The organism is Paenibacillus sp. NRS-1760 (assembly GCF_050467785.1).
Classification (GTDB): Bacteria; Bacillota; Bacilli; order Paenibacillales; family Paenibacillaceae; genus Pristimantibacillus.
The window spans coordinates 189,586-212,408 of sequence record NZ_JBITPK010000009.1 but is presented as its reverse complement, the minus strand read 5'-3'; the positions used below and the strand labels follow the sequence as shown (position 1 = coordinate 212,408).

Genomic DNA, 22,823 nt, shown 5'->3' with positions numbered 1-22,823 from the left:
ATGGCTCAGGCCTATGGGGATGTTATTATACTTTCATTTAGTTAGAAAGCGTTTGGAAAGCCTTGCGTTTACGCTTTGGCTTAATTATTGCTTACAGCCAAGAACGAGAAATGATGACAAGAAGGATAAAAAGGACAAGAATAAATCCAATACTTGAGAATCCGCCACCGCCGCAGCCTACGCCTACTCCTGCAACTGGGTAAGGTGCGCAGTTTCCAGGACCTACATTAGCACCTGCTACTCCATAGCTCATTTGTTCATCTCCTTTTTGTTAACTTACACAGTATCCTATGATTCTGGGGCAAAAGTGTATGGGCTTTTGAAGGAAATGAGCAGATGCCTAAAAAAGCCATCTATTATTGCTTGTCTGCGCATAAAGTAAACGAAGGAACCTTTTTTTAGGTACATATGGAATTAGAGGGATGGTGTTAAAATGGGCTTTTTGGACGCATTAATGGGGAACGCCTCTGAAGTAAATCCTGATGAGGCGCAAAGGGAATTTGGCAACTTGCTCAGTAGATCGGAGAATGTAGAAAGAGCGTACAAGCTGATTCGCGACATGTTCATTTTTACGAACAAACGCCTCATCATCATTGATAAACAAGGAATAACCGGCAAAAAAATCGATTTCCATTCTTATCCTTACAAAAGCATTACTCATTTCAGCATCGAAACAGCCGGAAACTATGATCTGGATGCCGAGCTGAAGATTTGGATATCAGGCAGCGTCACGCCCATCCAAAAAACATTCAACAAAAACCTGAACATCTACGATCTCCAGAAGGTTTTAGCTGAATATGTCTTAAAATAAATGATAAACCCCGCAGACCTTAGAGGTCGGCGGGGTTCATTTATTTTCGCGAGAGGATCATTGTATTCAGCCATGCCAGCTCCGAGAGCGTTAACGTACCTTGCTCCGCTTTCTCCCTCCATTTGGTGTCTTGTAGAAGCTTTTGATCCGTAAATTGTCCGAGGGTGTTAATTAAAAGCCTTTGTTCTGCTTCTGATAGATTAAGATCTGATTTTCGATTGTCGGTTGGCCGTTTTATTTTCTCCAGTACCTTCTGTTTGAAATGGTCCCATCCTGTCCACTTGCCATTATCGTACATCAATCTTGGACAAGTTTTCCCGCTCCAATCGTAATGGCGACGCAGGCGATCAATTCCCCAGCCATATTGCTTGAGCAGCTTTGCTGCTAATTCGCAAGTATTGGATAGTGTTTGTTCGTAGTCTCCACTCTCGCAAATCTCAATGCTTATCGATGTTCGATTCCCGCTTGAAGCGCCGCTTCCATCACCCGCATGCCACGCATTCTCATTCAGCGGCAAACACTCAATAACCTCATGCTCGTCCACAACAAGATGATAGGATGCGGTGCGATTATTAGTCGGGTTCGTGAGCCACGCCCTTTCGTTTCTCGCTGAGCTGGTAGGGTTGCCGGTGTTGTGGATTGTAATCGATTGCGGCAGAAGCAAATGGCCTGGGCGGCGATTGTTGGAGGTGGATGGGGGGATGTGGTTGATTGTATAATTAGCCATTGTTCGACTTCCTTTTATTCGTAGTAGATTCGTTATCAATGGATAGATCAGATTGATCAGAATCGTTAATTATATCTGGGCTGCTGCCTCGCTTTGTCGCTCGCTCTACCTTCGCTTTCAGCTCACTATCAATATGCTCGATGACCGATTTAGGAATCCACTTCTCCCAGCCCGCTCTATAGGCGTTGGCGGTCAAAGACTGCCATGTGTGATAAATGATGCCTAGCGTAATGGCGTAAAAGAACAGCCCCGGCATGCTGAGCATAGAGTCCAGCAGCTTGGCTAAGACGGGTAATGCCAAAAGAAAAAGGGTACGAAGTACTCCAAACATCCCATACTCGGAGGAGTATGTCTTGTCTTTATGTGAAGCGGCAATACCTGTTATCCAATCCAGCACGATAACTGCTATTAGAAGCGCAATTGGAATTAATCGACCTCCTCCATAGATAGAATCAATCATAGGGGCAAAAAAAGCGCCCACCGCGGCTGCGGTGAGCTTTCCTTCTGAGAGATATTGGGATAGGATTTGTTTGTACATGGGAAGCTCCTTTCTGGTTGATAGTTATTTTTAAATATTTTCTTATTTAATAAAATTATAGTGTTGAAGACCTTTAGCTGCCGATTGCAGTATAGTTGTATAAGTCAATTTCATTTTCGATGCAGTAGCGCAGATTTGCAACCAATCCGCCTCTTCTAATACACCTTGACGTCAGATGCTGTCAGAAGTAACGTATCAACTACATTTTGATCATGCGTATCCATATCATCTCTAAATTTTTCACAAAACGTTTGTTTAACTTAGGCACCACTACAAGTGAGGTTTTAGCACTTGCTTGTTGATACCTCAATTACGGCGGCTTTGATTCCCCAACTGGTATTCCTAGTAGATTTCCATTATTCTACTCTACAATAATCGAGTTCTGTTCCATTCTTACAATGTTCGCGGCAAACCTTGCCTTAACCCGTACTCACTCAAAAACGTCAAATCTTTTTAAGCAGCCGAAGTACCTGTGACCCAATCCAAACCTATGACGATAATTATAAGTGCAATCGGTATTAAGCGGCTATCTCCATAAATCAACGATACCCACGGTGCCAATACCGCTCCAATCCCTGCCGCTATTGCTTTACCGTCCGTTACCTCTACTGCAAACCATTATTTATACATGCCTGTTTATCCCCCTATTATCACTATCTCTTTGTAAACAAAAAGCCCCGCCTAAGCGGAGCCATGTTCATACTTAAAGCAACTTACCGTCTGTGCCAAACCCTAAAGAGAACAAATCAGCTTCAACGTCACTCAGAATAGCTGCAGGTACTTGGGTAAATGTGCGACGTCCAGCAATAATATGACTAACGGTAATTGTTACAAGTGGCACAAAATCACCCCCTTTATATGCAAATTTATATACAAGCCACAACAAAAAACGCAGTATCATACAACCGCCTCCGGCTGCTGATCTGCGTTAATTTCGGCTTGAACCGTAACCCTTAAATGCTCCGGCACCTCATCAATTGTACGGCGCCTAGATTGAATTAGATGTACTAATAGTATGATCATGCGTTTATCTATTATCATGGTTGTTCACCCCCAACAGCCTGTAAATCAAGAACCATGAGATAAATATCAAATACTGCATCCATAGTATCGAGATTAGATTTCTTACTTAATGCCAACTCATTCTCAAGCTGCTCAATCCGTAATTGATCCACAGTCTTAGGCGGCGGCGTATTCTCCTTGTCGATCTCTTCCTGTGTCTTCTCGCGCGGGGTAACGTCGACTAAAACTCCATCAATGATTTCCATAGTGTAGAACGGATATAAAGAAACTATTTTCATTGCCAGCTCCGAGCCTTCTTCAACTTCGTAACATTCGCGATCAGGATACGTTTTGACTGTTAGCCAGTCCCCCGTTTCATACGTTCCCAAACCATCATTAAATACGATCATTTTTCATCCCCCTTATCTAAAAGCAATGTAATTGTAAATAACATTGCTTTTGTTTGTGGTGTCGGTAAAGCTTGATTGTGATGCTACCGTAAATTTATTAACTCCAATAGTAAGACCATTAAAAAATCCGACAGATACATTCGAACCTGAAACAGCTAGACCTGCAGTATAAAGACCAAACGATGTTGTTCCATTTGTATATGTTGCTGGTAATACAAGTAACGCACTAGGAGTAAAAGGCAACGCGATATCCCGAAGATCAGCTCCATTTCCCGTGTAAGCTCCAGATGTATAAGGTTTAACCTCGGAAGTGTATAACTCTGCCCACGCTGTCCACACGCCGTTAACCATACGCCTTGTATAAGTCTTCCAAGTATCTACGTGGTATGCATTCTGTACACACCAATTCCCTGCTGGATACTTGCTTACATGTATGAAGTAGTTCTGCCCAAGAGTTGGAGCGTTAAGCCCAGCTGGCACATGATACCAGCCGTCTGTTTGCATGAAGTTTATCTCTGTGCCAGATGTTGTATAGTTGTACATGTCGTTACTCAACTGAGACCATGCTGTCCATGAACCTGTAACGCATCGTCTTGTGAATACTCTGTTACCATCTTGTGCATAGGCAGTTTGCGTTAAAGATGTTGCATGTTCAATTATCACGTCTATAAACCAATGACCTGATCCGCCCCCAGGGGAGTTAACAAGATTCGTGCCGTAATACTTACCTGTAAAGATGGCTGTGTTCAGATTAGTGCCTGATGTTAATAATATTGTATCGTTGCTAGTCTGTATCCAGCTAAACCAAGTACCGTTGATCTTATTACGAACATAAACCCTGTTACTACCTAGGCTGTAAGCGGTTTGCTGCGCATAACCTTCGTCTGTTGATTGAATGTGGATTATCATATATAAGTCAGAAGCTGTTGGTGCATTTACGCTACCGCTTGGGTATGAATAGTAATCTCCAGAAGCTGATATGGTGTTTAGGCTTGTGTTAGCAGCTAGTATTATTATGTCGTTAGTTATTCGTGACCAAGCTGTCCATGTGCTGCTATTCGTTTGTCTACGAGTAAAGATTCTATTCGATCCTGACTCGTACAAAGTTTGCATACAAGCTGTTGCACTTTCAGCTATTACGTGTACCAAACCATAGGTAACTCCTGCTGGCGCGTTAGTTGGAGTACTAACAAAATACATTCCGTTACCATTCAATGTGTTCATGTTTACGGCAGCTTTAGCTTGTGTGATCGTCGCTGCTTGAGAAGCATTCCAGGCTACCTTTTCAGCGTCAGTGACAAAGCGGTTAGCGGCATCCTGAGTAATAACAGACGGTGGATGATTAACTGGATGCGTATAATTATTCGCCCCCGCCGCAATCCCATCCAGCTTCACCTTATCAGCCGCAGACTGAAGACCAGCTGCGGAAGTGGTAGCTACAGCCGTACTCGCCTTAGCGTTCCAAGCCGATTTCTCAGCGTCAGTCACAAATCGATTGCTAGCATCCTGAGTAATAACCGATGCAGGGTGATTAGCTGGATGCACATATGCATTGGCCCCAGCAGCAACGCCTGCCAGCTTCGTTTTCTCTGCTGTCGTATAGTCCTCTGTAGATAGCTGCTTCCCAGCCACTTTATCTACCTTATTGCTAACCGCGGTATCCAAAATATCCGCATTCCCATTCAAATCCGCAATATCGACAACATCTGTTCCTTCCGGTTTTTTCAATCCTAAATTCCCTGTTGTTTGCATATTTTCACACTCCCTCGTAAACTCTTAATTCACTCCATGTCTTGCCTCGCGCTTGCTTCCATGTCATCGTTCCTATCTGATTCCACACCGTATAGGTGTATTTCAATGCAAAAGCTAAATGAGCCGGCTTAATATCCTCTAGCATTTGAATAAAGCCAGCCATATTGGGCGGAATCCCCTTCGTCCCGACAAATACGACCTCGAAACGGCTCTCTGCCGGATATTCAACTACATTCACCTCACCGCCAGAGAAAGCGATAGCCGTTTGGATAATTTTAACTTTAGTCGTCGTACCAGCTCCGCGCAGCTTGGCAAAAATACTCTCGCGTCGTCGAGCATCCGGTAAAGAGGAGTCGCTTTTCAGTCCAAGCACATTTTCCCAGCGCGTCAGTCCCCATGTAGCCGAATGTACAAAATATTGGTCTAATGCCGTTTCAATCGCCTCAGCCTGCTCCCCTAGTTCGCCGCCAAGCTTTGATTGAATTGCTAGCATTTCAACGACTTCATAATAATAGGGAGGCAAATATTTCATGAGATCTATTTCCGTATGGAGAGCCTCCTCCCCGTCGTCCCGATCTTCCCCATACGTCTGTTCGCCAAATAAAGCTAGACTATAGGACAATACCTACACCCCCTTTAGCTGATTCCAGGTTACTCCCGGTCCAAGCTTTCCGCTGGCTAGATCATAAGCGAGTTTCACCGCATTGGCCGTCGCCGCTTGTACAACACTCGTGCTGTTAACCGCATTGTTTAATTGAACAACGCCAGCAGCAGTTACCGACGCAGCAGGCAATCTGGCCACGGCAACGGTACCTGAGGTAATATCTGCAGCCGCGTGAGCATGCGCAGCCGGGGCAAAACTTACAGGTTTGCCGCTAATACCTGCCCAAGGCGCGCTATCCGCTGCTTCCGCACTATCGATCTTTCCATTGTTGTTCGTATCGTAAATGCTTTTCAGCATATCGCCCGTCGCCTGCGCTGCAGCAAGCACAATGTTCCCGTCCGCAGTACCAATGTACAGCTTCTGGGTATCTGTGCAGTACCCTAGTTCACCGACTTCAAGCAGCCCAATGCTCGTTTCCAAACCTCGCCTCAATTGAATGAGTACTTTTCTTGGCATCTGCTCGCCTCCTTAGAACGTACCGCCATCAATGATGGCAACCCTTAAGCGATTTCCGTTCGCAGCATCATACACGATGCTGTCTGCATCAATATTCGCTTCTATGCCTGTCGCATTAACGAGCACACCTTTGCCAGCTTTTGCGCTAACTGCTGCACCTGCAACCGCAATCCCGTTCCCCGCTCCAACGCTAAGGGTGACGGTATCGGCCTGCCCTCCGCCAGTAAGACCGCTGCCAGCTGTAATCGTCTGAAGCGCACCGCCAGTTCGTACCCATGCGGTACCGTTCCAGCTAAAAATCTTCTGCTCATCATCGATGTAGCATGTCCATCCTACTTGCGGCGTGTATAAATCCCAAGCTATACCGTTCCACTCGGCAATTTTGTTGACTTGTGAAGCCCACACGCCCGTTGCGCCTGCAGGAATCAAGTAACGATCCGCTAAGACAGGCGAAGCTGGCGGGGTCACTAAGTCCTTATCCTTAACCGAAGCTTGCGGCTCGATGTTATGCTTCGCCAGCTCAATTTCATTTCTAATCTTTTGCGCTGACCACAAATCGGTGATCGCTAAACCCGCATCATTAATAAGCCTGTGCTTGGTTGGATCGTCCAGGTGCGTCTTAATCTCAGCTGCTGTTTTCACGTTCACACCGTCGGACACCTTGTTTACATTGCCGCTGGTAACGTTAGCTTTTAGCACCTTTGCATAGGTGGCACCTTCTGAAATGTCATCCAGCGTACCTGTCAAATCGGTAAGCTTCTGCGCATTGATTCTTCTCCATGCGGTACCGTCATCAGCATACAAATATCCATTGTTTGTACCGCTGCTCACGTAATACAACCTACCCATGGCTGCTGCAGCTGGTCTAGCAGCTTCTGTGCCGGATAACGCGCGTCCTACCATGCTATTTGTTGTCCCATCACCGACATAAACTTCCTTCGTATCTGTGCAAAATCCCATTTCGCCAGCCAATAAAGCACCGAATGCAGTTAGCTCTGCTTTTGTTCCACGCTTGATCTGAATCGTCTGCGACATTTAATTCCTCCTCAAAAATGATCCGCCATCGATACTTCCGCTTTTCTTGTATCTTTCCACTTCTAATTGCGTTGCAGAAATACTCACCTGCAAATCATTAATATCTGCTGCTTCCACCCGATCGCCTGGTGTTTCGTAGGTAACAAAAACAGCTTCAGCTTGCGCAAAAAGCTTAATTCGGAGCCTCCAAGGCGTCTCAGCCGGTACAGTCAGAAAATAATTCTGTATCTTCTCACCCGATAAGCCGGGTCCTGTATAGACCTGAATGCTGTCCTTGCGTATGTCATCATGTGCAAGGTCTCCCTCAAATACCCCTCCAAGAACGGCAAGCTGCTCTTCTATAACGTACAGCTCGCTGCCTTCCTTTTTGTTCAGCTTCACCGTAAATTGATCTACCTCCGCAGGATATCGCATAGGCTACACCTCCAATTCAACAAGCCCCGCAATAGGTACTTCGTCAATCTCAAGTCCGATATTATCGCTTCCGCCATTCAGTAAAAGTCGATCGTAGTCTAAGACCCCGGGTACTGCTAAGAGCAAAGTGCCGAGCTTAGCGATACTCACATAATTAATGCGGAACGCCGTTTCATCTAAATAAGCAGTGACTGCTTTAGCAAAAGCCGCGCTCACAAGCTGAATCGTATATCCTGCTGCAAGTGTAACCTTAGCCTTGATGCGAATAGGCACACTCGAAGCCGAAACGATTGAAACCTCTGCACCGATTGGCCTGTTCTCATTGATAAAATCAAGCACCGCATGCTGCAGCACCTCGCTCGCTGGCTGCTTATCCGAATTGACGATAACAACCTTCACGGTCCCCGGACCATCCCATAAGGGCATCACTCTTGCTCCACCAACACCGGGAACCGACAACGCCCATCTCATATAATCTGATACATTGCCGCTCGTCCCTGGATTTTGAACCTCGGCAAAAAAACGGCTGCGCAGCTGTGTATCCGACTCCTCGTCCTCACCTGGCACCAGCACATCGACTAGCTCTGCACGAGCAAGCGAGCTAATATAATCGATAGGCAGCATATCGCCAAACTGCTGATTGCCAGCTGCTCCCTCTGTTTCACTTTCAAGAACAAAAGAGCCGGCTTCCAATCTCTCTCTTACAATGTAATTAACCGAATCAGCCGAAAAACGGCTTCCAATCGGCACGTCCATTGCCGCTCTGCTGGAGCCATAAAATTTACCGAGCCGCTTCGCTCTCGTAGCTGCTTGCCTATTGACGCCAAAATCAGCTGTACGCCTAGACAAATATTCCCCGCTCGATGTATCTGCAAAAGCTAAATCAATATTGACGTCCAGCTGAGCATAAAGCTCAGAAAGCTCTGCAGCCGCCGGTGCCAGCGCATCATAAATAATGCTGCCTTCCCGCTTATCTACATTCCCTTGTACACGATCCAGCATTCGCTGGAGCAAATAGCTAAAGGTCATGTTTTCATACATTTTGGCTTACCTCCTCTCCAAAGCTTCCAAACTCCGTTACGACAGTAAACTGGACAACGATAGCTTCATCCTTCATCTCATACTGAAAATCAATGACATCACTCACCCGCTCATCTTGCATAAGCGCCTCTTGAATGCTGCGCTTTAGCTCTGATTGAACATAAGATGGCGATCCTCCAAGTAAGCTTTCCAGCTCGGTACCATAATTGGTGCTGTAGCAAAAATAGCGGTATCGCTCCGTTTGCAATATTTTGAATACAGCCTGCTTGACCGCTTCTAACCCGTCAGTCCTGCCTATGATCCGTTTGCTTGCTAAATCAAGCTTATAGGTCTCGCTCGTTTCGAGCTCCTCTACCGTCGTTACCTCCGCAACATTTGCTCCCTGTGGAATCATGGCTTAGCCACCTTATCGAGTACTACAAATTGTTGACCGCCTTGTACGCGGAGCATTAACACCGCATCTCCCGCTTCCAAGCCTGTGCGGATGACCAGCTTCTCAGATGTTTGCAGCTCAACTTCATACTTAACGAGGCTTTCCGGTATAATTAAAAAATCCTCTGATAAAGTAAAACGTTGATCAACGTTTACTTCCAGAGGATTGATTTGAATGACTTTTCCTACCATGACGGCTAGCGGATTCCCTGCAGCGTAGGCTGCGGCTCCCGCTTTCTTGATCGACTCCAATAATGCCATTAAATCACCCTCAATTCCAGCTTCATCGTATGCGAGTCCGCTTCGAATTTATGCGAGCATTCATCTACGAGAAAATATTGGTGAATGCCGAGCTCATCAATTACTACGGGTACATAACATCCCGCTCTAACTCGCAAATCACCAATGGCATCAATACTGATGCTCTTTTGCTCACGATTTTTCAGCTTCATCAGTTGACTAAGCTGTTCATTTATTTGTGCCACATTCATTTTCTCATCCGCCTGCTGATAAAGCAGAAGCCGTCCCCATTTCGAGATTGAGGCGTCATCCTTCTTGGGATGATGCTTACGTATGCCTGCTTCTTTATTATCCTCATAAATAATAATGTGGTTATAGGTATCGCCGTCAATCGATCGCTTCATTCCATAATCAAACATAAGGCTGTAATCGCCAATTACAAAATCAACCTTCATCTCCTCCACATTGCGCAAGGAAAGCTTTCCGAAATCATCCAAAAGAATAAAATTTCCGCCTGAATGAATGAGTGTTAGATCAAGTGCCTTACAAATAATATCAAGCAGCTTTTTATTATCCTCCAGCAAGGATGGGATTTTGTACTTGGTATCCACGAGCACGCCTGTCTCCAAGCCAAAATCATCGGCAATTTTCTTTACAATTTGAGAGGCGGTAACCCCTTGAAATTTATAAAAATAATTGCTTAATAAATAGCGAATCTGATCATAGGCTTTTATCGAGATTCTCTCATCCATACCGGTACTCACTTCAAATACATATCCGTAAAATACATTGATATTATCTTTGCGGACACGAATGACATCGCCATTGTTCACCTCAAATGAAGCGCTTTGAAATGGACTTCCTTTAAGCACCGTCATATCCAAACTAGACGCCGCTCCAATTCGTTTCGTCTTGTAGGTGAGCGAGGGAACAAGACTTGTAATATTCCATATTTTACCATTACGGTTATCAATTAATATTTCCAGCATATGATCACCTCGGCAGCTTTAGCGTCATCCCGATGGGCAGCTTTTTGAGCTGTGCATCCTTAATGCCGTTCAGCTTCTGAATTTCCCGCCAACGCTCTTCTTTGTGAAGCTGAACGCGAGCTACCTTAATAAGCGTATCCCCTGCAACCAGCTTATAGGTGCTTGGAGCTTGCTTATCCGATGGCCTTGAGTTGGGCTTCACGCTTGCCGCTCCCTTTTTAATCACTACGGGCCTAGCACCATAAAAAGCAAATTCTTTCAGTGAAATACTGTACTCGATATCCCCAGAGCCCGCCGCTTCCTTCCACTCGAATTTTTCAATGCTCATCGCCAAATTAATATCGAAGGTTGCCCCGGTATAAACAAAACGGATCGGCCACTTTTTCTCCATCCAATCGAGGATAACCGTGACATAAAAAGCAGGGTCTATCCATGTTTTGCTGACGACAAAAGGATAGTTCGTCTTTGGGAAAAAGCTTTCAAAGGAGATTGTCGTGAGCTTCGAGCTTTGAATGAGATTGATTTCGCCTAAACCGGACACCTCGTAGGTCTTGCCCCCAGCACCATCATTAATTTTAATTTCTGGAGGATTGACCGGGAGCTGGAAGCCCTGCTTTTGATCATTGTAACTAAGCCAGATTTCATAATCATAATGCGCATTTGAAATCATCTGTTGTACACCCCTTCCGCAGATGAGGCAATTTCATCGTTCAATGAACGCTCGATACGCCCGATAATCGTATCGATATCATAGCCATTGTTAATATCACCAGTTTGCACGCTGACCGTCGGCTGCAGCGACACGAAGTTCTGAATGTTCTTCATCTCCGCAAGCTCCCGCATCGTCTTCAAATCCTCGCTGGAAATCTCGACGCTATCGTTGATTTTTCCAACTTCGCCGACTCGGTCGATGTTCGAAGCAGTCCCAACATCAGGAATCGTAAACGCTGTAGAGTCCTTAGATGCGGTCATTTTATCTTTGTCCCCAGCCATTTTCGTTAAATTATCTAGACCAACGGATTTCTTAATAAAATCCACATCAAAGTTTTCTGTAAAATCTCCTACTGCATTAAATGTGTTTTTAATACCATCCTGAATACCCGTCTTAAACTTGCTGCTGTCTACACTGTCAAGTTGTAGTTTAACACCTACTTCAATCCCAACAAATTTTCCGATAGTGCCAACAACCTGATCAACACCTTCTAAAAATAGGTTGATGATCTCAATGAACCCGTTAATAAAACCTGTCCATAAATCAATATAAAACCCAACAGCTTTTGCCATCACATCTCCGAGCGTACGAAAAACATCTGCAACAAAGTCTCGAACAGGTTTTAAAGCTACTATTAGGCCTAGGAAAGCAACGATTAAACCAACAACCAATCCAATAATTACAGATATCGGATTAGCCCACATAGCTGCTGATAATCCGAGCTGCACTACTGTTGCTACCATAACTATGAATCTATAGGCCGTCATTAATCCACTATAAATAGCTGTTGCAATAGAAACTGCTTTAAGTACCGCATTATACGCCCAAAAAGCTGCAACTATCCCTAGCACGATTGGACCTACAACTGGTAGTGAAGCAACTAACAAATCCCCTAAACCACCAGCAATTTGCATGACAACAATCAACCCTTGGGCAAGTGCTGCCAATCCAATACTCACTGCCTCAAAGAAGATCAGAAACCCTTCTGATTTAAATGCAGCATTTAACTGCTGTAACATTGGAACGAGTAAAGTTATTGCTCCTGTTCCCGCACCCGCGAATGCGGCGTTAATATTTTGGCTTAATATTTCTGCTTGCTTAGCGGGACTCGAAAGCATTCTATTAATTGCCTCTTCACCCATTGCCGATTGTTCTAGAATTTCATCAAATGCTGCGATGAAACCATCCATTTTTTCTGGGGATGCTGAAGTCTTTAAATCCGTTGAATCAATGGTGGATTGTTTTACATTAAACTGTTTTGTTAATGTACTCGTGTCTCCCATATATGCTGATTTTACGGCATTAGCAGCATATTCTGTCCCTCTTCCTCCAGGATCAAGTGCGGCCATACGAAGCGATAGTTCAGATAATTTATCAAGCTGATCATGATTTTCAGTCATAGATCTCATTGACATTACACCTCGGACTGCTCCTCCTTGATCCATGCCATAATTTACAGCATTACTCTTAATACTTGCAAAAAGAGCTTCAACTTCCGCACCATTTCCCATTTTATTAGTAATAATGCTTTTGATCACATCTTCATTTAAAGCTCCCTCAATGGACATTTGCAAGATCGTTTTAAAAGGTTTGTCGTATAAACTATTCAACTGTCCTGTTAGTCTACCGAGTATATCTTTCCCTGCATTAGCCAAGGAACTGCCTGTTCCAGCTGAAACTTGCGGGCTAGACGGAGCTGTCGCAGAAAATTTAGAAGCATCATTCGTTTTTCCTTCAATCGCAGACATTCTAGCCAACATCATACTCATGAATGCTGGCTTTTCACTTCCTAATGTATTAGATTTAGGTTCACTTTGGATTTGTATAACTGTACGAATTTTATTAGATAAGCTATCTAGATGTTTTTCAAGATCTTGAAACCTATCTATATTGCTAGTTAGTATTGAGTTCATGCTAGTAAAAGCGGAATTCACTTTTAATACTTGCTCTCTAGTTCTGTTCATTGCTTTTGAGGAGTTAACACTTTTATTCAATTGTTTGTCGAATTTATTAAGTGTCAGCAACGATTTCTTCAAGTAATTGGTCATGTTATTAATAACTTTTATAGAGCTATTAACGGTCATTAAATTACTCGCCATCCTTCCACCCCCTTCACACGGGCAAAAGCGCTCCCTCATGGGAGCGCGGCCCGTCCTTATTTTCGTTTTGCTTTGGCGCGCTGTTTCTTCTCGTTCTCGATACGAACGTCGATCATGGCATAGATCGCCGCTTTCTCCCGCCGAGTCATGGTCATGAGCTCATGCGGAAGTATACGAAGCTCGTGGAGGGCGTAATAAGCGTAATTCGCTTCTCCGTCGCCCTCTTTTATTAGTTTTTTACTTCATCTGCCAAATCGTTTAGGCTTTGGTTAAAGCCGTTGATTTCCTGCACCCGTTGTACGAGTGAGGCATATTCGCCAGGGAGAAGCATTTTGCGCAAAAGGTTCTCAGCACCGATGATGCCGTACGATTTTTGCAAATCTGCATCCTTTAGGTTCGGGAATTGAATGCTGCTGACAACAAGCTTAGCCAAATACTCGTCTGTATTGGTTTCTGGAGTGAATGCGCCATTTTTCCCCTTTACCTTGCGGGTAGATGACTTGCGGCACTCCTCGTTTTCCGCTTCCGTCATGCTGCGCAGCTCCCAAGCGACAGCCTGCCCTTCTGCATCCTTAAACCGATCCGATACGATAAACGGCTGCGTTGTCTCCACAGCCGCATTTTGTGCAAAAAATACACTTAAATCACTCATTGTCTCTTGCCTCCATCATTTTTAATTTCGCCTTAAGAAAGAGCTGAAAATTGCTCCGCAATATCCAATCCTTCAAAAGTGAATTCCAGCTCTTCTTCAAGAGCCTCGCTTTCCGTATCCAGCTTACCGATAATGACCTTATTCAGATTCACCTTATGAAGGAAAACCGTCTGCTTGCCCGTAGCCGAGGACGGATCTTCATTAATAATGGAAATATCAAAATAAGCATCCACGCCGGTATTCACATAATCCAGCATCATCTGGCGGAATTTTGACGTTACATAATAGATGGTCATCGTGCCTGTACCCGACCATCCCGTCGCTTTATGCTGCAAACCGCGGTGGCCAAGCGTCTTGATCTCCGCTTTTTGCTTCTCAATGCTTGCCTCCAGCGTCTTGATATAAAACATCTCTTCCTGCAAACCATTAATAATGGTATAAGCCCGTCCTTCGCGGCCCGAAATCGTATCTCCTGCGTTCAAAAATGCCATATTACTTCACCGTCACTTTCATATATACTTTTTCTATGCTATCAACCGGTTGGATATGAGCCTCAATAATAATGCTGTCCGTATCGACACCAGCTGCAACCGATAAATCGGCTTGGGCATCAAAGTTTTGAATAGCATTGAGCGACTGAAGATTGTTCAAATATTTCAAGCACTCGTTGCGGAACAGGCTTCTGCCATCTGCGTTATTATCAACTTTCCCAATATAAAACGACTCGAAAATATGTTTAAAATCGTTCGCAATGCCGTCCAGCACACGAATGACTCGATTTTTGGAGAAGGCTTTGCCTTTCTCTGGCGAGTACCCGGTAAATGTATTAATATCCTGTTCAATAATGACTCTGCCGCCGCTTACCGTGAACAGAAACTCACCAGCTTGCAGCGCCTCTACCGTTTGCGAATTCGTATAACGAATGTCCGCATCAGCAGCTTCCTCATAGGCTTCATAGGTCAGAGATTTGTTCATCGGCGCTCCGGCAGTTGCCGCTGCAACCCAAACCGTTGCTTTCTGTGCGTCAAGAACCGTTCCATCCAGCAGCTTGACGCCATTTTTGACGCTGATGACCCCTTCAGAATCAGCAGACGGATAATTCGCCAGCACGACCTGAATTTTGCGGCCTTCTTCCTCGCGCAGACGGCGGGCAAAAGCAGCGTATACCGATTTTAAGGACAAGTCAGCGGATACTAGCGCAATGGTATTAAAATCATTCAGCTCAATTTGCGCCAAATAGTCGGTATGGTCTTGATTCGTTACGGTACCATTGGAGCCGCCAACAAGTGGAACGCCTGCTGCTAACGACAATGCTCCTGTACCGCCGAAGCTTACAAAGGCATTCGATTTCAGCTCTGCGATATTCGCTGCTGTTTGTGAGTCAACTGCCTCTTTAGCTACAAAAGTGATGACATCAAATCGTGCTTCATCGTCAACATTTTGTTTGACCGCAACGGTGATGTCATTGCCTCGAACACCGCCGAATTTGGCTGTAAGCGTTAGGCTGCCAGCGACAGCCGTCGCTTTTGTTCCTTCGTTTAGTCGGTATAAGAGCAGCGTTTTTGCTTTCTTGAATGCTTCGCGTACCAGCAATAGCTCAGGCGCACTTAGATCATAACCAAGCAAGCTTCGCAGATCATCGCTAGCGTTGATCGCAATAACGGCCTTCGACTGCCCCCAGTTAAGGTTTAGCGGTACGGACACCGTTCCGCGCTCTCCCATGCTGCCCACCGTTTTCTTCTCGCCAACCAGGTTAATGTAAACGCCGGGGCGCACCTTATTTTGTGATGTATAAGTTCCTCCTGCCATGTTCTACATGACCTCCTTTTTCAAATAGGCTGTTATCATCGATAACGCTTGTTCGTGAGTATACGTTTCTTGCTCCAACAACACGGCGGATAGTATATCCTTCTGGGAAGGCGTATACCGTCTAGCCGACTTTAGCTGCTCCTTGCTGAACCTTGGTTCCAGCTCAGCTTCCTGCAATCTGCTTTTGTTCATTTTGTTCTGCCTCCGCCCTCTTACGATTTGCACCATTTCACCCACCCGCGTTCACATCTGGGCCACCTCCTCATCTGGATAAAACAAAAGGGACGCTCGGTGTCGTCCACCGCTCGTCCCCGTTTATGATCTTTGGTACAATATCATAATATCACGGTTATTTGAGCGAAAACGGACATTAGGCGGACAGAAAGCGGACAACTTCTTGAAGCGCCTTTTGCTTCCATCTTCGGAACGTACGATCAACGATACCCAGCTCCGAAGCAACAAACTCTGTAGGCTTTCCTTCTATAAAACGAAGCTTCAGCAGCCGAGCGTAATCGGGCGCATATGCTTCTAACGCTTCAAGCGCTTGATCGATTGATTGCAGCTGCTTCTCTATATCCTGAAGCTCGCTTATTTTATCGATGACGCCCATATAGCCTTCAAAGCCGCCCGAGCCTTCTCGCGCTTCAAGCACCTTCTCAATCTTTTTCTCCAGCTCTCGCAGCAGCTTTTCATCCGCCGGACTTGCTGTTGAGCGGCTTTTCTTTACTTCTTTTAGCTGCGCTTTCGTTCCAATAGGATATTTCGATAAATTCGCATGCGCCGCTGCTTCGATACGCTGATCCTGCTCATCCAAGTACATATAGGAAGGCAGCTTGCGCAGCTGCCGATGAAGCTCCTGCAAATGATCATCCTCAGATACTGCACTAAGCCGCATGCCTGGTCCTACCGAGGTACCCTCCAGCTGTTTCTTTCTCGCTTTTAGCCGTTTATACGCATGTAATTGATCAATCACCAGTTGTTCTGCATTCATTTAAATAACCTCCCCTAGGTTTTAATGAATATTGAGTATTTAAAATACCGTTCACAACAAAAAAATATAGCGGCTTCTCCGGTATTGACAATACTCCTAATCAAAAATATACTTACTTTTAAGTAGTTAAAATAGCGACTATGATCTACTAATACATTTCTTTAAGTGTTCGTCTGATGAATCTCATTGTATTTGGTATTTTAATTACCGTCAAGTATTTAAAATACCAAATATTCAAAAACGGAGGGTATTTATAATGTCATTGGGTGCACGAATTAAACAATTGAGGGTTGAGCGCGGATTAACGCAGCAGGATGTCGCCGCAAAACTCGAGATGGGCCGCTCTAACTTTGGTCATATCGAGAATGATCGGGTAACACCAACAAGTGAGGATTTGCAAAAAATGGCGGATATCTTACTGACAACAACCGATTATTTGCTTGGCCGCGATGCAGCCTCGGCAACTATACCTGAGTGGGCTACGTATAAAGATAAGCGCGACTTTAAAAAGCTGCTTGAGGAAGACGGGGAAATTATGTTTGACGGCGTGCCGCTAAGTGCTACCGATCGTCAGCGCGTCATGGATGTGCTTACAGGGTTGTTCTGGGAAGCTAAGCATATGAATAAGCACAAAAAAAAGACCGAGCCGACTAACGATGCTCCTGATGATGCCAAAGGGTAGGTGTTGCTATGGATAAAATGATTTTGAAGCTCATTCGAAAATATAAGACTAACGATCCATTCATCATCGCTGAGGGCCTTGGCATTCATATCCGTTACGCCGACCTCGGAGAAGGCACGCGTGGTCTCTATTTCAAAAAACTGCGCCGCCGGTTTATTGTCATTCACGATTCGCTTCCGGATAATTGGCGCCGCTTCGTATGCGCGCATGAGCTCGGGCATGACCGCTTGCATCCTGGCTTCAACCGTTTTTGGCTGGATGAGCAATCGTTTTTTAATGTTGGAAAATATGAGCGACAAGCTAGCAAGTTTGCCGTAAGGCTGCTGACAGCAGGCGATTCTCCTGCTCCCAGCGAGACGCTTGAAGAGCTGCTTAGAAGAAATGGCGTGCCTGCGGAAATGCAGAAGTTTTATTTTTAATTAGCTGTATTCTACGTTATTCGAAGAGGATGCTGCTGTGCAAATTCACGCTTACAGGAAAAGCTCCCGCTAATCCAGCTGAAATTGACGTATTTACCGCATTTAACTGGAAATACTCCTGTTAATATCGTGAATACAGCCGTAAAATCACATACGAACTCCCAAATGCACCAATAAACACAAAAAGCTCCTATACCACAGCCAATACTGCGGAATAGGAGCCTTTTTTTATACTTTTCAAGATCAGACGAATTAAATCGCCCAATTGCCGTTGCGGAAGATAGGTTCGCGAGTGCCATCCTGCGTCACACCATCAATATTCATATCAGCCGAGCCGATCATGAAGTCTTCATGCGTAAGGCTTCTGTTTGCGCCATGAGCGAGAAGCTCCTCAGCTGACATTTTTGTACCGCCTTGGATATTGACCGGGTACGCTTGACCCAGTGCAAGATGACAGGACGCGTTCTCATCATACAGTGTATTGAAAAACGTGACATTGGAGTTCGAAATCGGTGAATCATGCGGCACTAGCGCTACTTCACCGAGATGCCTTGCCCCTTCATCCGTGTTAAGCAAATTAGTGAGCGCCTCATATCCCTGCTCAGCGGAATGATCGACTACTTTGCCATCCTTAAAGGTCAAACTGAAGCCATTAATGACTTGACCGTTGTAATTCAAAGGCTTGGTGCTGCGAACCGTTCCGTTCACACCATCCTTATTTGGCATAGTGAATACTTCTTCCGTTGGCATATTCGGATTAAAGTAAACGCCCTTAGCATTTGCTTTGGAGCCGCCTAACCAAATATGTCCATCCGGCAGGTCTATCGTCAGATTCGTGCCTGGCGCTTCATATTGAAGCTGCTTGTAGCGCTTGCCATTCAGCAGCTCAACCATCTGAAGCAGCTTGGCATTATGCGCTTTCCACGCTTGAACAGGATCTTCCAAGCCAATCCGAGTAGCGTCAACAATGCGTTCCCAAAGCTTCTGCACCGCTTCTTCTTGCGAGAGATTCGGAAATACTTTAGCTGCCCATTCCGGAGTAGCATAGGATACAAGCGACCAAGCATTCGTATGATTCATTAGTGAACCGCGATAGCCGCTAAGCGCAGTTGAAGCTGTTTTTGATGCTGTTGCAACGCGCTTCGCATCTACATCGTTAAGCAAGTCTGGGTTCGGAGAGTAGATGGTGATGAACGCTGCGCCATTTTCCACAAACTCTTCCCAAGCTTTGGCACGCCACATCGGATACTCCGAGAAAGCCTCTTCAGGCGCCTGCTTGTATTTGATGCGGGAAAGCTCCTCATCGTTATATTCCACATGGACATTTTTTGCGCCTGTCTTATAAGCCTCTGATGCAATAAGCCGTACGAGTGGAGCTGCTGTAATTGGTGCCATGACAACAACCGTTTGTCCCTGCTGCACGTTGACGCCAACCTTAACGACCAGCTCTGCGTAATTTTCTAATTGTTGCGGTGTTGGATACATGTATGTAAATCCTCCTTCATAATCAGTTCATTTGTTGCATCGTCCATAACCTTCTTCTATTATAATCCTCCAAGGACAATTGCTCAAACAATGCAGGCTCGAACATATCCATCTAGGCAATATTCCAGCTTAAAAAAAGGCCCCCAACGCTCAACGAATGAACGAGGGAAACCTTTTATAGAAAGCTCATATGTTATTGCTGCCCGGTTATGATATTAATAAGGGCTTTCCACCTTCATAATATCCATAAAAGGAACCTTTGTTACGCTGCCCATGTATTCCACATGAACCTTTTTTGTTCTTGAATCGAGCACCGTAATGACGCCTCTAACTTGCTCTGCTGCCCATATCGTAAGAAGCAGCTCTGTGCCTTCTTGCTTTGCTTCAACCAGCCGCTCGCCCAGCTCTTCCAGCTCAAATTCATCTCTAGTAGGCCTCTTTGGTCCTTTTGCCACCTTGTTCCCCTCCTGCTAGGTATGTACCCGTATTTTCAATAAAAAAAGGCCCCTCCGCTCGAGGAGACCCTGTTCCTATCGATCTAAGTTACGCGAATATATCTATTATAGCATGCCGCAACTGTCTCTGTTAGCGATATTGCGAGAGTTTCAGCAACAATTATTGGAATGCGAGATAATAGCCTATGCCTTTCTATTCATAAAAAGAAGCCCTCCGTATGGCAGTCCATAGCAGAGGGCTTCGTTACTATTTATGAATGCTTAATCCCAATGGTCAAAATCTCACAAGGACCAACCGATACTTCAAGCAGCGATTGTCCATCTACAGCAAGATTTTCGACTTCATGCTCAAGCACATTACTTTTATAAGCTTGTTCAAGTGATACAGCTGCTGCTTCTGACAGCTTAAGCGCCGTTTCAGAAGGCTTCATATTAAACCATCTAAGCATGAAATCGCCAGATTGCTCATTCACCTTCATGGAGGAGAACGCTAGTCCACTGCCGTCCCAAGCGAATAAAGCGCCATTTGGAGCAAGCTTGCCGGCATGTACGCCTGTCTGGCTAACTGTCCACGGCACTTGGAACTGATATGCCGCCGCATATGCACCGGATGCAACTCCGTCGCCGTTATGTGGAAGGATCGTCAAGCTGAAGCTTTGCTCACCCAAGCATTGTGCTTCTGGTGTAGGGAATACGCCCCAATCACCAAGCTCAGCAACTGCACGAAGCAATGTAATCGCAATGGAGTTACGTCCATCGCGCAATACTTCGTATTCATTCAGGCCAAGGTTGGCAACCGTCAAACCAGCTTGCTCGCCGCTCACATCAACAAACGCCTGCTGATGCTGTGCGTTGCTAGGATTGATCCACTCTGCTGCCGGCTCGTTATCACGCGTTGCAACCTCAAAGATGGAGTCCGCTTGATGAACCGCTGTTTCCAAATCTGTTGGGAACAATACGCGAACCCGGTGATCCTTCGCTTGGTTGTTGAAGGAGGATTTCCATTCTACCCCTTCGCCTTTGCGGCTTATTGCAATTTCAGTCCTGATTGTAAGAGGAACTGTCGTTTCTGTACGTTGTGACTTCCGCTCAGGGAAATAAACAGCCTCTTGCTTCTCAACTTCGAAGTATGGTTCTGCTGAAGCAGGAACAGCCCATTCATGAACGATCTCGAATGCCGCACGGTATGCCGTATTCTCGATTAGACGAATGCTTGCAGGTACACCCTTCGTTGTCAAAGTTTGCTCGCCGGTTGGCTGCTTATACATATATTCGTTGCCGATATCGCCAGTATTCTCATACACGCCAAGCTCGCGATAGATTTGACCGCTGCGTTTATCGGTCAAGTTAAACGATCCGTCCTGCGCGATATCAATTCGAAGCCATTCATTCTCAAGCGCATGCTCGCAAGCAACCATCGATTGTGATGGCTGCAATTCTGCTTTCGCATTTCGAACATAGCCATAAGCTGCCAAGCCTAGCGCAGCAACTTCCGCTGCTTCGAATGTCAGCTTCACTTTTCGGCTCATATATGGCTGACGGAACTTGTCATCTGGCAGATCATAACCGAATTGAAGTCCCATATCAGAAGCTGTATGCGCAATGGCTTCGCCGCTTGAATTAACAAGCGTTCTGCCCGTTACATCGACAGCATACATTTTCTTGTTCATCTCATCCAGCGACAAACCATCACGGAAGTAAATGCGAGCGATGTCCAGCTCAACCTCTACTACTCCGCTGCGATCCCAGCCCGTTGTATTATACACAACAAACGGCAATGCATCTTCGCCATATTGTTCAAATATGGAAGTGTCAACCGCATCGGCAATTATCACTTTGCTATCGTCAATAATCGCTTCCGCAATATGACGGCTCTTATCGAAGCGAGTCACCATCTCACGGTGAACCTCGTCCACGCTGCAGCCGCAAATGCTATCATGCGGATGGTTCTGCATCAGTGTTTTCCAAGCGTAAGTAAACAAGTGATGCGGGTATTCGTGACCAAGTGAATAAGCAAGCGCAGCAAGCGGCTCCGCTACCTTCTCCAGCATGGCCTGACCAAGCTGATTCATTTGCTTCAAGTAAACACGTGCGGAAGCTGTATTCACAAGCGTTGACCAGCCGTCTGTACGTTGGCTGCGAAGCTCGCCTTTCACGACAGACAGCTCGCGTGTAAGCGAAGCATTCACCGACGCCAAATAATCTTGGAAATTCGAATGAATGAATTCTGTATCAGGGAAAAGCTCTCTTGCTGTTTTCAGCGCAGCAGACAGATCCTGCTGAATCGGCTGATGGTCGCATCCGTTCATGAACAGCAATTGGCCTGTAGCAGCATACTTCTCTGCCTCAGCCAGCTTGCGCTCCCAATATTCCTTGGCGCTTGCTTCATCTGTAGGCACTTCCATGCCGTTGCAGTACCAGTTGGCGAACAATACGCCCAGCACTTGCGAGCCGTCTGGCCCTTCCCAAATCAGCTCAGAGAAGGATGATTCATAATCGGAATCTGCTACTGTATTGTTAAAGCCCGTTGGCTTCACGCCTCTGCCAAATACCGCATTATCGATGCCGGCTTGACGCAAAATTTGCGGGGCTTGACCGATATTTCCGAACGTATCTGGAAAATATCCAACTTTTGCAATCGTTCCATAACGGCTCGCATCCTGATGCCCGATTTGCAAATTGCGAAGATTCGCTTCACTGCTTGTCAGGAAGGCATCCTGCAAAATATACCAAGGCCCGATCGGAATACGGCCTTCTTTAATATAACGTTCTAGGCGCTCACGATTCTCGGGGCGAACCTGCAAATAATCTTCCAAAATGATCGTTTGGCCGTCCAAATAAAAGCTTTTGAAGTCCGGATCCGTATCAAGTGTATGAAGCAGCGTATCCATCAATTTTACTAGCAATACATGGTGCTTCTCATATGGCAAATACCATTCCCGATCCCAGTGGGTATGCGAGATGATATGGGCTGTTCGTTTGTCTTTCATCACTAGAACACCTCTTCT

At 45.5% G+C, this 22,823-nt stretch carries 28 protein-coding genes; 3 read left to right on the top strand and 25 right to left on the bottom strand.

The window, feature by feature from the left end:
- Positions 1 to 91: 91 nt before the first annotated feature.
- The gene (locus ACIFSR_RS10720) at positions 92 to 253 is read right to left on the bottom strand and encodes a sporulation protein YjcZ (RefSeq protein ID WP_179089868.1); all 162 of its coding nucleotides are present in this window, start codon (positions 251 to 253) and stop codon (positions 92 to 94) included.
- A 180-nt stretch (positions 254 to 433) separates the two neighbouring features.
- On the opposite strand from ACIFSR_RS10720, the gene ACIFSR_RS10715 reads away from it, so the two are divergent.
- A complete protein-coding gene (locus ACIFSR_RS10715; RefSeq protein WP_339207353.1) occupies positions 434 to 811 on the top strand; it encodes a PH domain-containing protein in 378 nt (125 codons plus the stop codon).
- Between the two features lie 40 nt (positions 812 to 851).
- Here the strand turns inward: ACIFSR_RS10715 and ACIFSR_RS10710 are convergent, their stop codons facing one another.
- The 21 genes from ACIFSR_RS10710 to ACIFSR_RS10610 all read right to left on the bottom strand — a co-directional run bounded on the left by ACIFSR_RS10710 (position 852) and on the right by ACIFSR_RS10610 (position 16,774).
- Complete coding sequence (locus tag ACIFSR_RS10710) at positions 852 to 1,538, bottom strand: peptidoglycan recognition protein family protein (RefSeq protein WP_430057310.1); 687 nt, start codon at positions 1,536 to 1,538, stop codon at positions 852 to 854.
- Positions 1,531 to 2,076 carry a phage holin family protein gene (locus ACIFSR_RS10705; protein WP_430057308.1) on the bottom strand — a complete coding sequence of 182 codons (546 nt, stop codon included), beginning with the start codon at positions 2,074 to 2,076 and terminating at the stop codon, positions 1,531 to 1,533. Before ACIFSR_RS10705 ends, ACIFSR_RS10710 begins: the two co-directional genes overlap by 8 nt.
- A 703-nt stretch (positions 2,077 to 2,779) precedes the next feature.
- Positions 2,780 to 2,917 (bottom strand): CD1375 family protein, encoded by a 138-nt coding sequence (locus ACIFSR_RS10700; protein WP_430057306.1) that lies wholly within the window; start codon positions 2,915 to 2,917, stop codon positions 2,780 to 2,782.
- A gap of 56 nt (positions 2,918 to 2,973) precedes the next feature.
- Complete coding sequence (locus ACIFSR_RS10695; protein ID WP_430057305.1) at positions 2,974 to 3,117, bottom strand: CD1375 family protein; 144 nt, start codon at positions 3,115 to 3,117, stop codon at positions 2,974 to 2,976.
- Complete coding sequence (locus ACIFSR_RS10690) at positions 3,114 to 3,488, bottom strand: hypothetical protein (protein ID WP_430057304.1); 375 nt, start codon at positions 3,486 to 3,488, stop codon at positions 3,114 to 3,116. The genes ACIFSR_RS10695 and ACIFSR_RS10690 overlap by 4 nt, the downstream gene beginning before the upstream one ends.
- 12 nt (positions 3,489 to 3,500) lie before the next feature.
- Positions 3,501 to 5,240: a pyocin knob domain-containing protein gene (locus ACIFSR_RS10685; RefSeq protein WP_430057303.1), complete on the bottom strand. Its 1,740-nt coding sequence runs from the start codon at positions 5,238 to 5,240 to the stop codon at positions 3,501 to 3,503.
- A 4-nt stretch (positions 5,241 to 5,244) separates the two neighbouring features.
- Positions 5,245 to 5,862, bottom strand: coding sequence for a putative phage tail protein (locus ACIFSR_RS10680; RefSeq protein ID WP_430057301.1), 618 nt, complete (start codon positions 5,860 to 5,862; stop codon positions 5,245 to 5,247).
- 3 nt (positions 5,863 to 5,865) lie between these two features.
- Positions 5,866 to 6,360 carry a tail fiber protein gene (locus tag ACIFSR_RS10675; RefSeq protein ID WP_430057299.1) on the bottom strand — a complete coding sequence of 165 codons (495 nt, stop codon included), beginning with the start codon at positions 6,358 to 6,360 and terminating at the stop codon, positions 5,866 to 5,868.
- 12 nt (positions 6,361 to 6,372) lie between these two features.
- The gene (locus tag ACIFSR_RS10670) at positions 6,373 to 7,395 is read right to left on the bottom strand and encodes a DUF2793 domain-containing protein (protein WP_430057297.1); all 1,023 of its coding nucleotides are present in this window, start codon (positions 7,393 to 7,395) and stop codon (positions 6,373 to 6,375) included.
- Positions 7,396 to 7,809, bottom strand: a complete 414-nt coding sequence (locus ACIFSR_RS10665; protein ID WP_339207340.1) for a phosphoglucomutase — start codon at positions 7,807 to 7,809, stop codon at positions 7,396 to 7,398.
- Positions 7,810 to 7,812: 3 nt separating this feature from the next.
- Positions 7,813 to 8,850: a baseplate J/gp47 family protein gene (locus tag ACIFSR_RS10660; protein ID WP_430057295.1), complete on the bottom strand. Its 1,038-nt coding sequence runs from the start codon at positions 8,848 to 8,850 to the stop codon at positions 7,813 to 7,815.
- A complete protein-coding gene (locus tag ACIFSR_RS10655) occupies positions 8,843 to 9,244 on the bottom strand; it encodes a DUF2634 domain-containing protein (protein WP_076269731.1) in 402 nt (133 codons plus the stop codon). Before ACIFSR_RS10655 ends, ACIFSR_RS10660 begins: the two co-directional genes overlap by 8 nt.
- Entirely contained in the window at positions 9,241 to 9,543 is a 303-nt protein-coding gene (locus tag ACIFSR_RS10650) for a DUF2577 domain-containing protein (protein ID WP_339207336.1), read from the bottom strand. The genes ACIFSR_RS10655 and ACIFSR_RS10650 overlap by 4 nt, the downstream gene beginning before the upstream one ends.
- Positions 9,543 to 10,511, bottom strand: coding sequence for an XkdQ/YqbQ family protein (locus ACIFSR_RS10645; RefSeq protein ID WP_430057293.1), 969 nt, complete (start codon positions 10,509 to 10,511; stop codon positions 9,543 to 9,545). The genes ACIFSR_RS10650 and ACIFSR_RS10645 overlap by 1 nt, the downstream gene beginning before the upstream one ends.
- 4 nt (positions 10,512 to 10,515) lie before the next feature.
- Positions 10,516 to 11,181, bottom strand: coding sequence for a LysM peptidoglycan-binding domain-containing protein (locus tag ACIFSR_RS10640; protein WP_430057291.1), 666 nt, complete (start codon positions 11,179 to 11,181; stop codon positions 10,516 to 10,518).
- Positions 11,178 to 13,322, bottom strand: a complete 2,145-nt coding sequence (locus ACIFSR_RS10635) for a hypothetical protein (RefSeq protein ID WP_430057289.1) — start codon at positions 13,320 to 13,322, stop codon at positions 11,178 to 11,180. The genes ACIFSR_RS10640 and ACIFSR_RS10635 overlap by 4 nt, the downstream gene beginning before the upstream one ends.
- 229 nt (positions 13,323 to 13,551) lie before the next feature.
- Positions 13,552 to 13,974: a phage tail assembly chaperone gene (locus tag ACIFSR_RS10630; RefSeq protein ID WP_339207329.1), complete on the bottom strand. Its 423-nt coding sequence runs from the start codon at positions 13,972 to 13,974 to the stop codon at positions 13,552 to 13,554.
- A gap of 32 nt (positions 13,975 to 14,006) precedes the next feature.
- Positions 14,007 to 14,465 (bottom strand): phage tail tube protein, encoded by a 459-nt coding sequence (locus ACIFSR_RS10625; RefSeq protein WP_076269725.1) that lies wholly within the window; start codon positions 14,463 to 14,465, stop codon positions 14,007 to 14,009.
- A gap of 1 nt (position 14,466) precedes the next feature.
- Complete coding sequence (locus tag ACIFSR_RS10620) at positions 14,467 to 15,783, bottom strand: phage tail sheath family protein (protein ID WP_430057287.1); 1,317 nt, start codon at positions 15,781 to 15,783, stop codon at positions 14,467 to 14,469.
- A gap of 3 nt (positions 15,784 to 15,786) precedes the next feature.
- Positions 15,787 to 15,975 (bottom strand): hypothetical protein, encoded by a 189-nt coding sequence (locus ACIFSR_RS10615; protein ID WP_339207325.1) that lies wholly within the window; start codon positions 15,973 to 15,975, stop codon positions 15,787 to 15,789.
- A gap of 178 nt (positions 15,976 to 16,153) precedes the next feature.
- Entirely contained in the window at positions 16,154 to 16,774 is a 621-nt protein-coding gene (locus ACIFSR_RS10610; protein ID WP_430057285.1) for an ECF-type sigma factor, read from the bottom strand.
- Between the two features lie 256 nt (positions 16,775 to 17,030).
- Between ACIFSR_RS10610 and ACIFSR_RS10605 the strand changes: the two genes are divergently transcribed.
- Both ACIFSR_RS10605 and ACIFSR_RS10600 read left to right on the top strand, forming a co-directional pair.
- Positions 17,031 to 17,456, top strand: coding sequence for a helix-turn-helix domain-containing protein (locus ACIFSR_RS10605; RefSeq protein WP_076269721.1), 426 nt, complete (start codon positions 17,031 to 17,033; stop codon positions 17,454 to 17,456).
- An 8-nt stretch (positions 17,457 to 17,464) separates the two neighbouring features.
- Positions 17,465 to 17,875, top strand: coding sequence for an ImmA/IrrE family metallo-endopeptidase (locus ACIFSR_RS10600; RefSeq protein WP_054026730.1), 411 nt, complete (start codon positions 17,465 to 17,467; stop codon positions 17,873 to 17,875).
- Positions 17,876 to 18,127: 252 nt separating this feature from the next.
- Here the strand turns inward: ACIFSR_RS10600 and ACIFSR_RS10595 are convergent, their stop codons facing one another.
- The 3 genes from ACIFSR_RS10595 to ACIFSR_RS10585 form a co-directional block, all read right to left on the bottom strand.
- Positions 18,128 to 19,360, bottom strand: coding sequence for an aminopeptidase (locus ACIFSR_RS10595; RefSeq protein WP_339207321.1), 1,233 nt, complete (start codon positions 19,358 to 19,360; stop codon positions 18,128 to 18,130).
- Between the two features lie 215 nt (positions 19,361 to 19,575).
- The gene (locus tag ACIFSR_RS10590; protein WP_076269718.1) at positions 19,576 to 19,815 is read right to left on the bottom strand and encodes a YolD-like family protein; all 240 of its coding nucleotides are present in this window, start codon (positions 19,813 to 19,815) and stop codon (positions 19,576 to 19,578) included.
- 251 nt (positions 19,816 to 20,066) lie between these two features.
- Positions 20,067 to 22,805 (bottom strand): alpha-mannosidase, encoded by a 2,739-nt coding sequence (locus ACIFSR_RS10585; RefSeq protein WP_430057383.1) that lies wholly within the window; start codon positions 22,803 to 22,805, stop codon positions 20,067 to 20,069.
- Positions 22,806 to 22,823 lie beyond the last annotated feature (18 nt).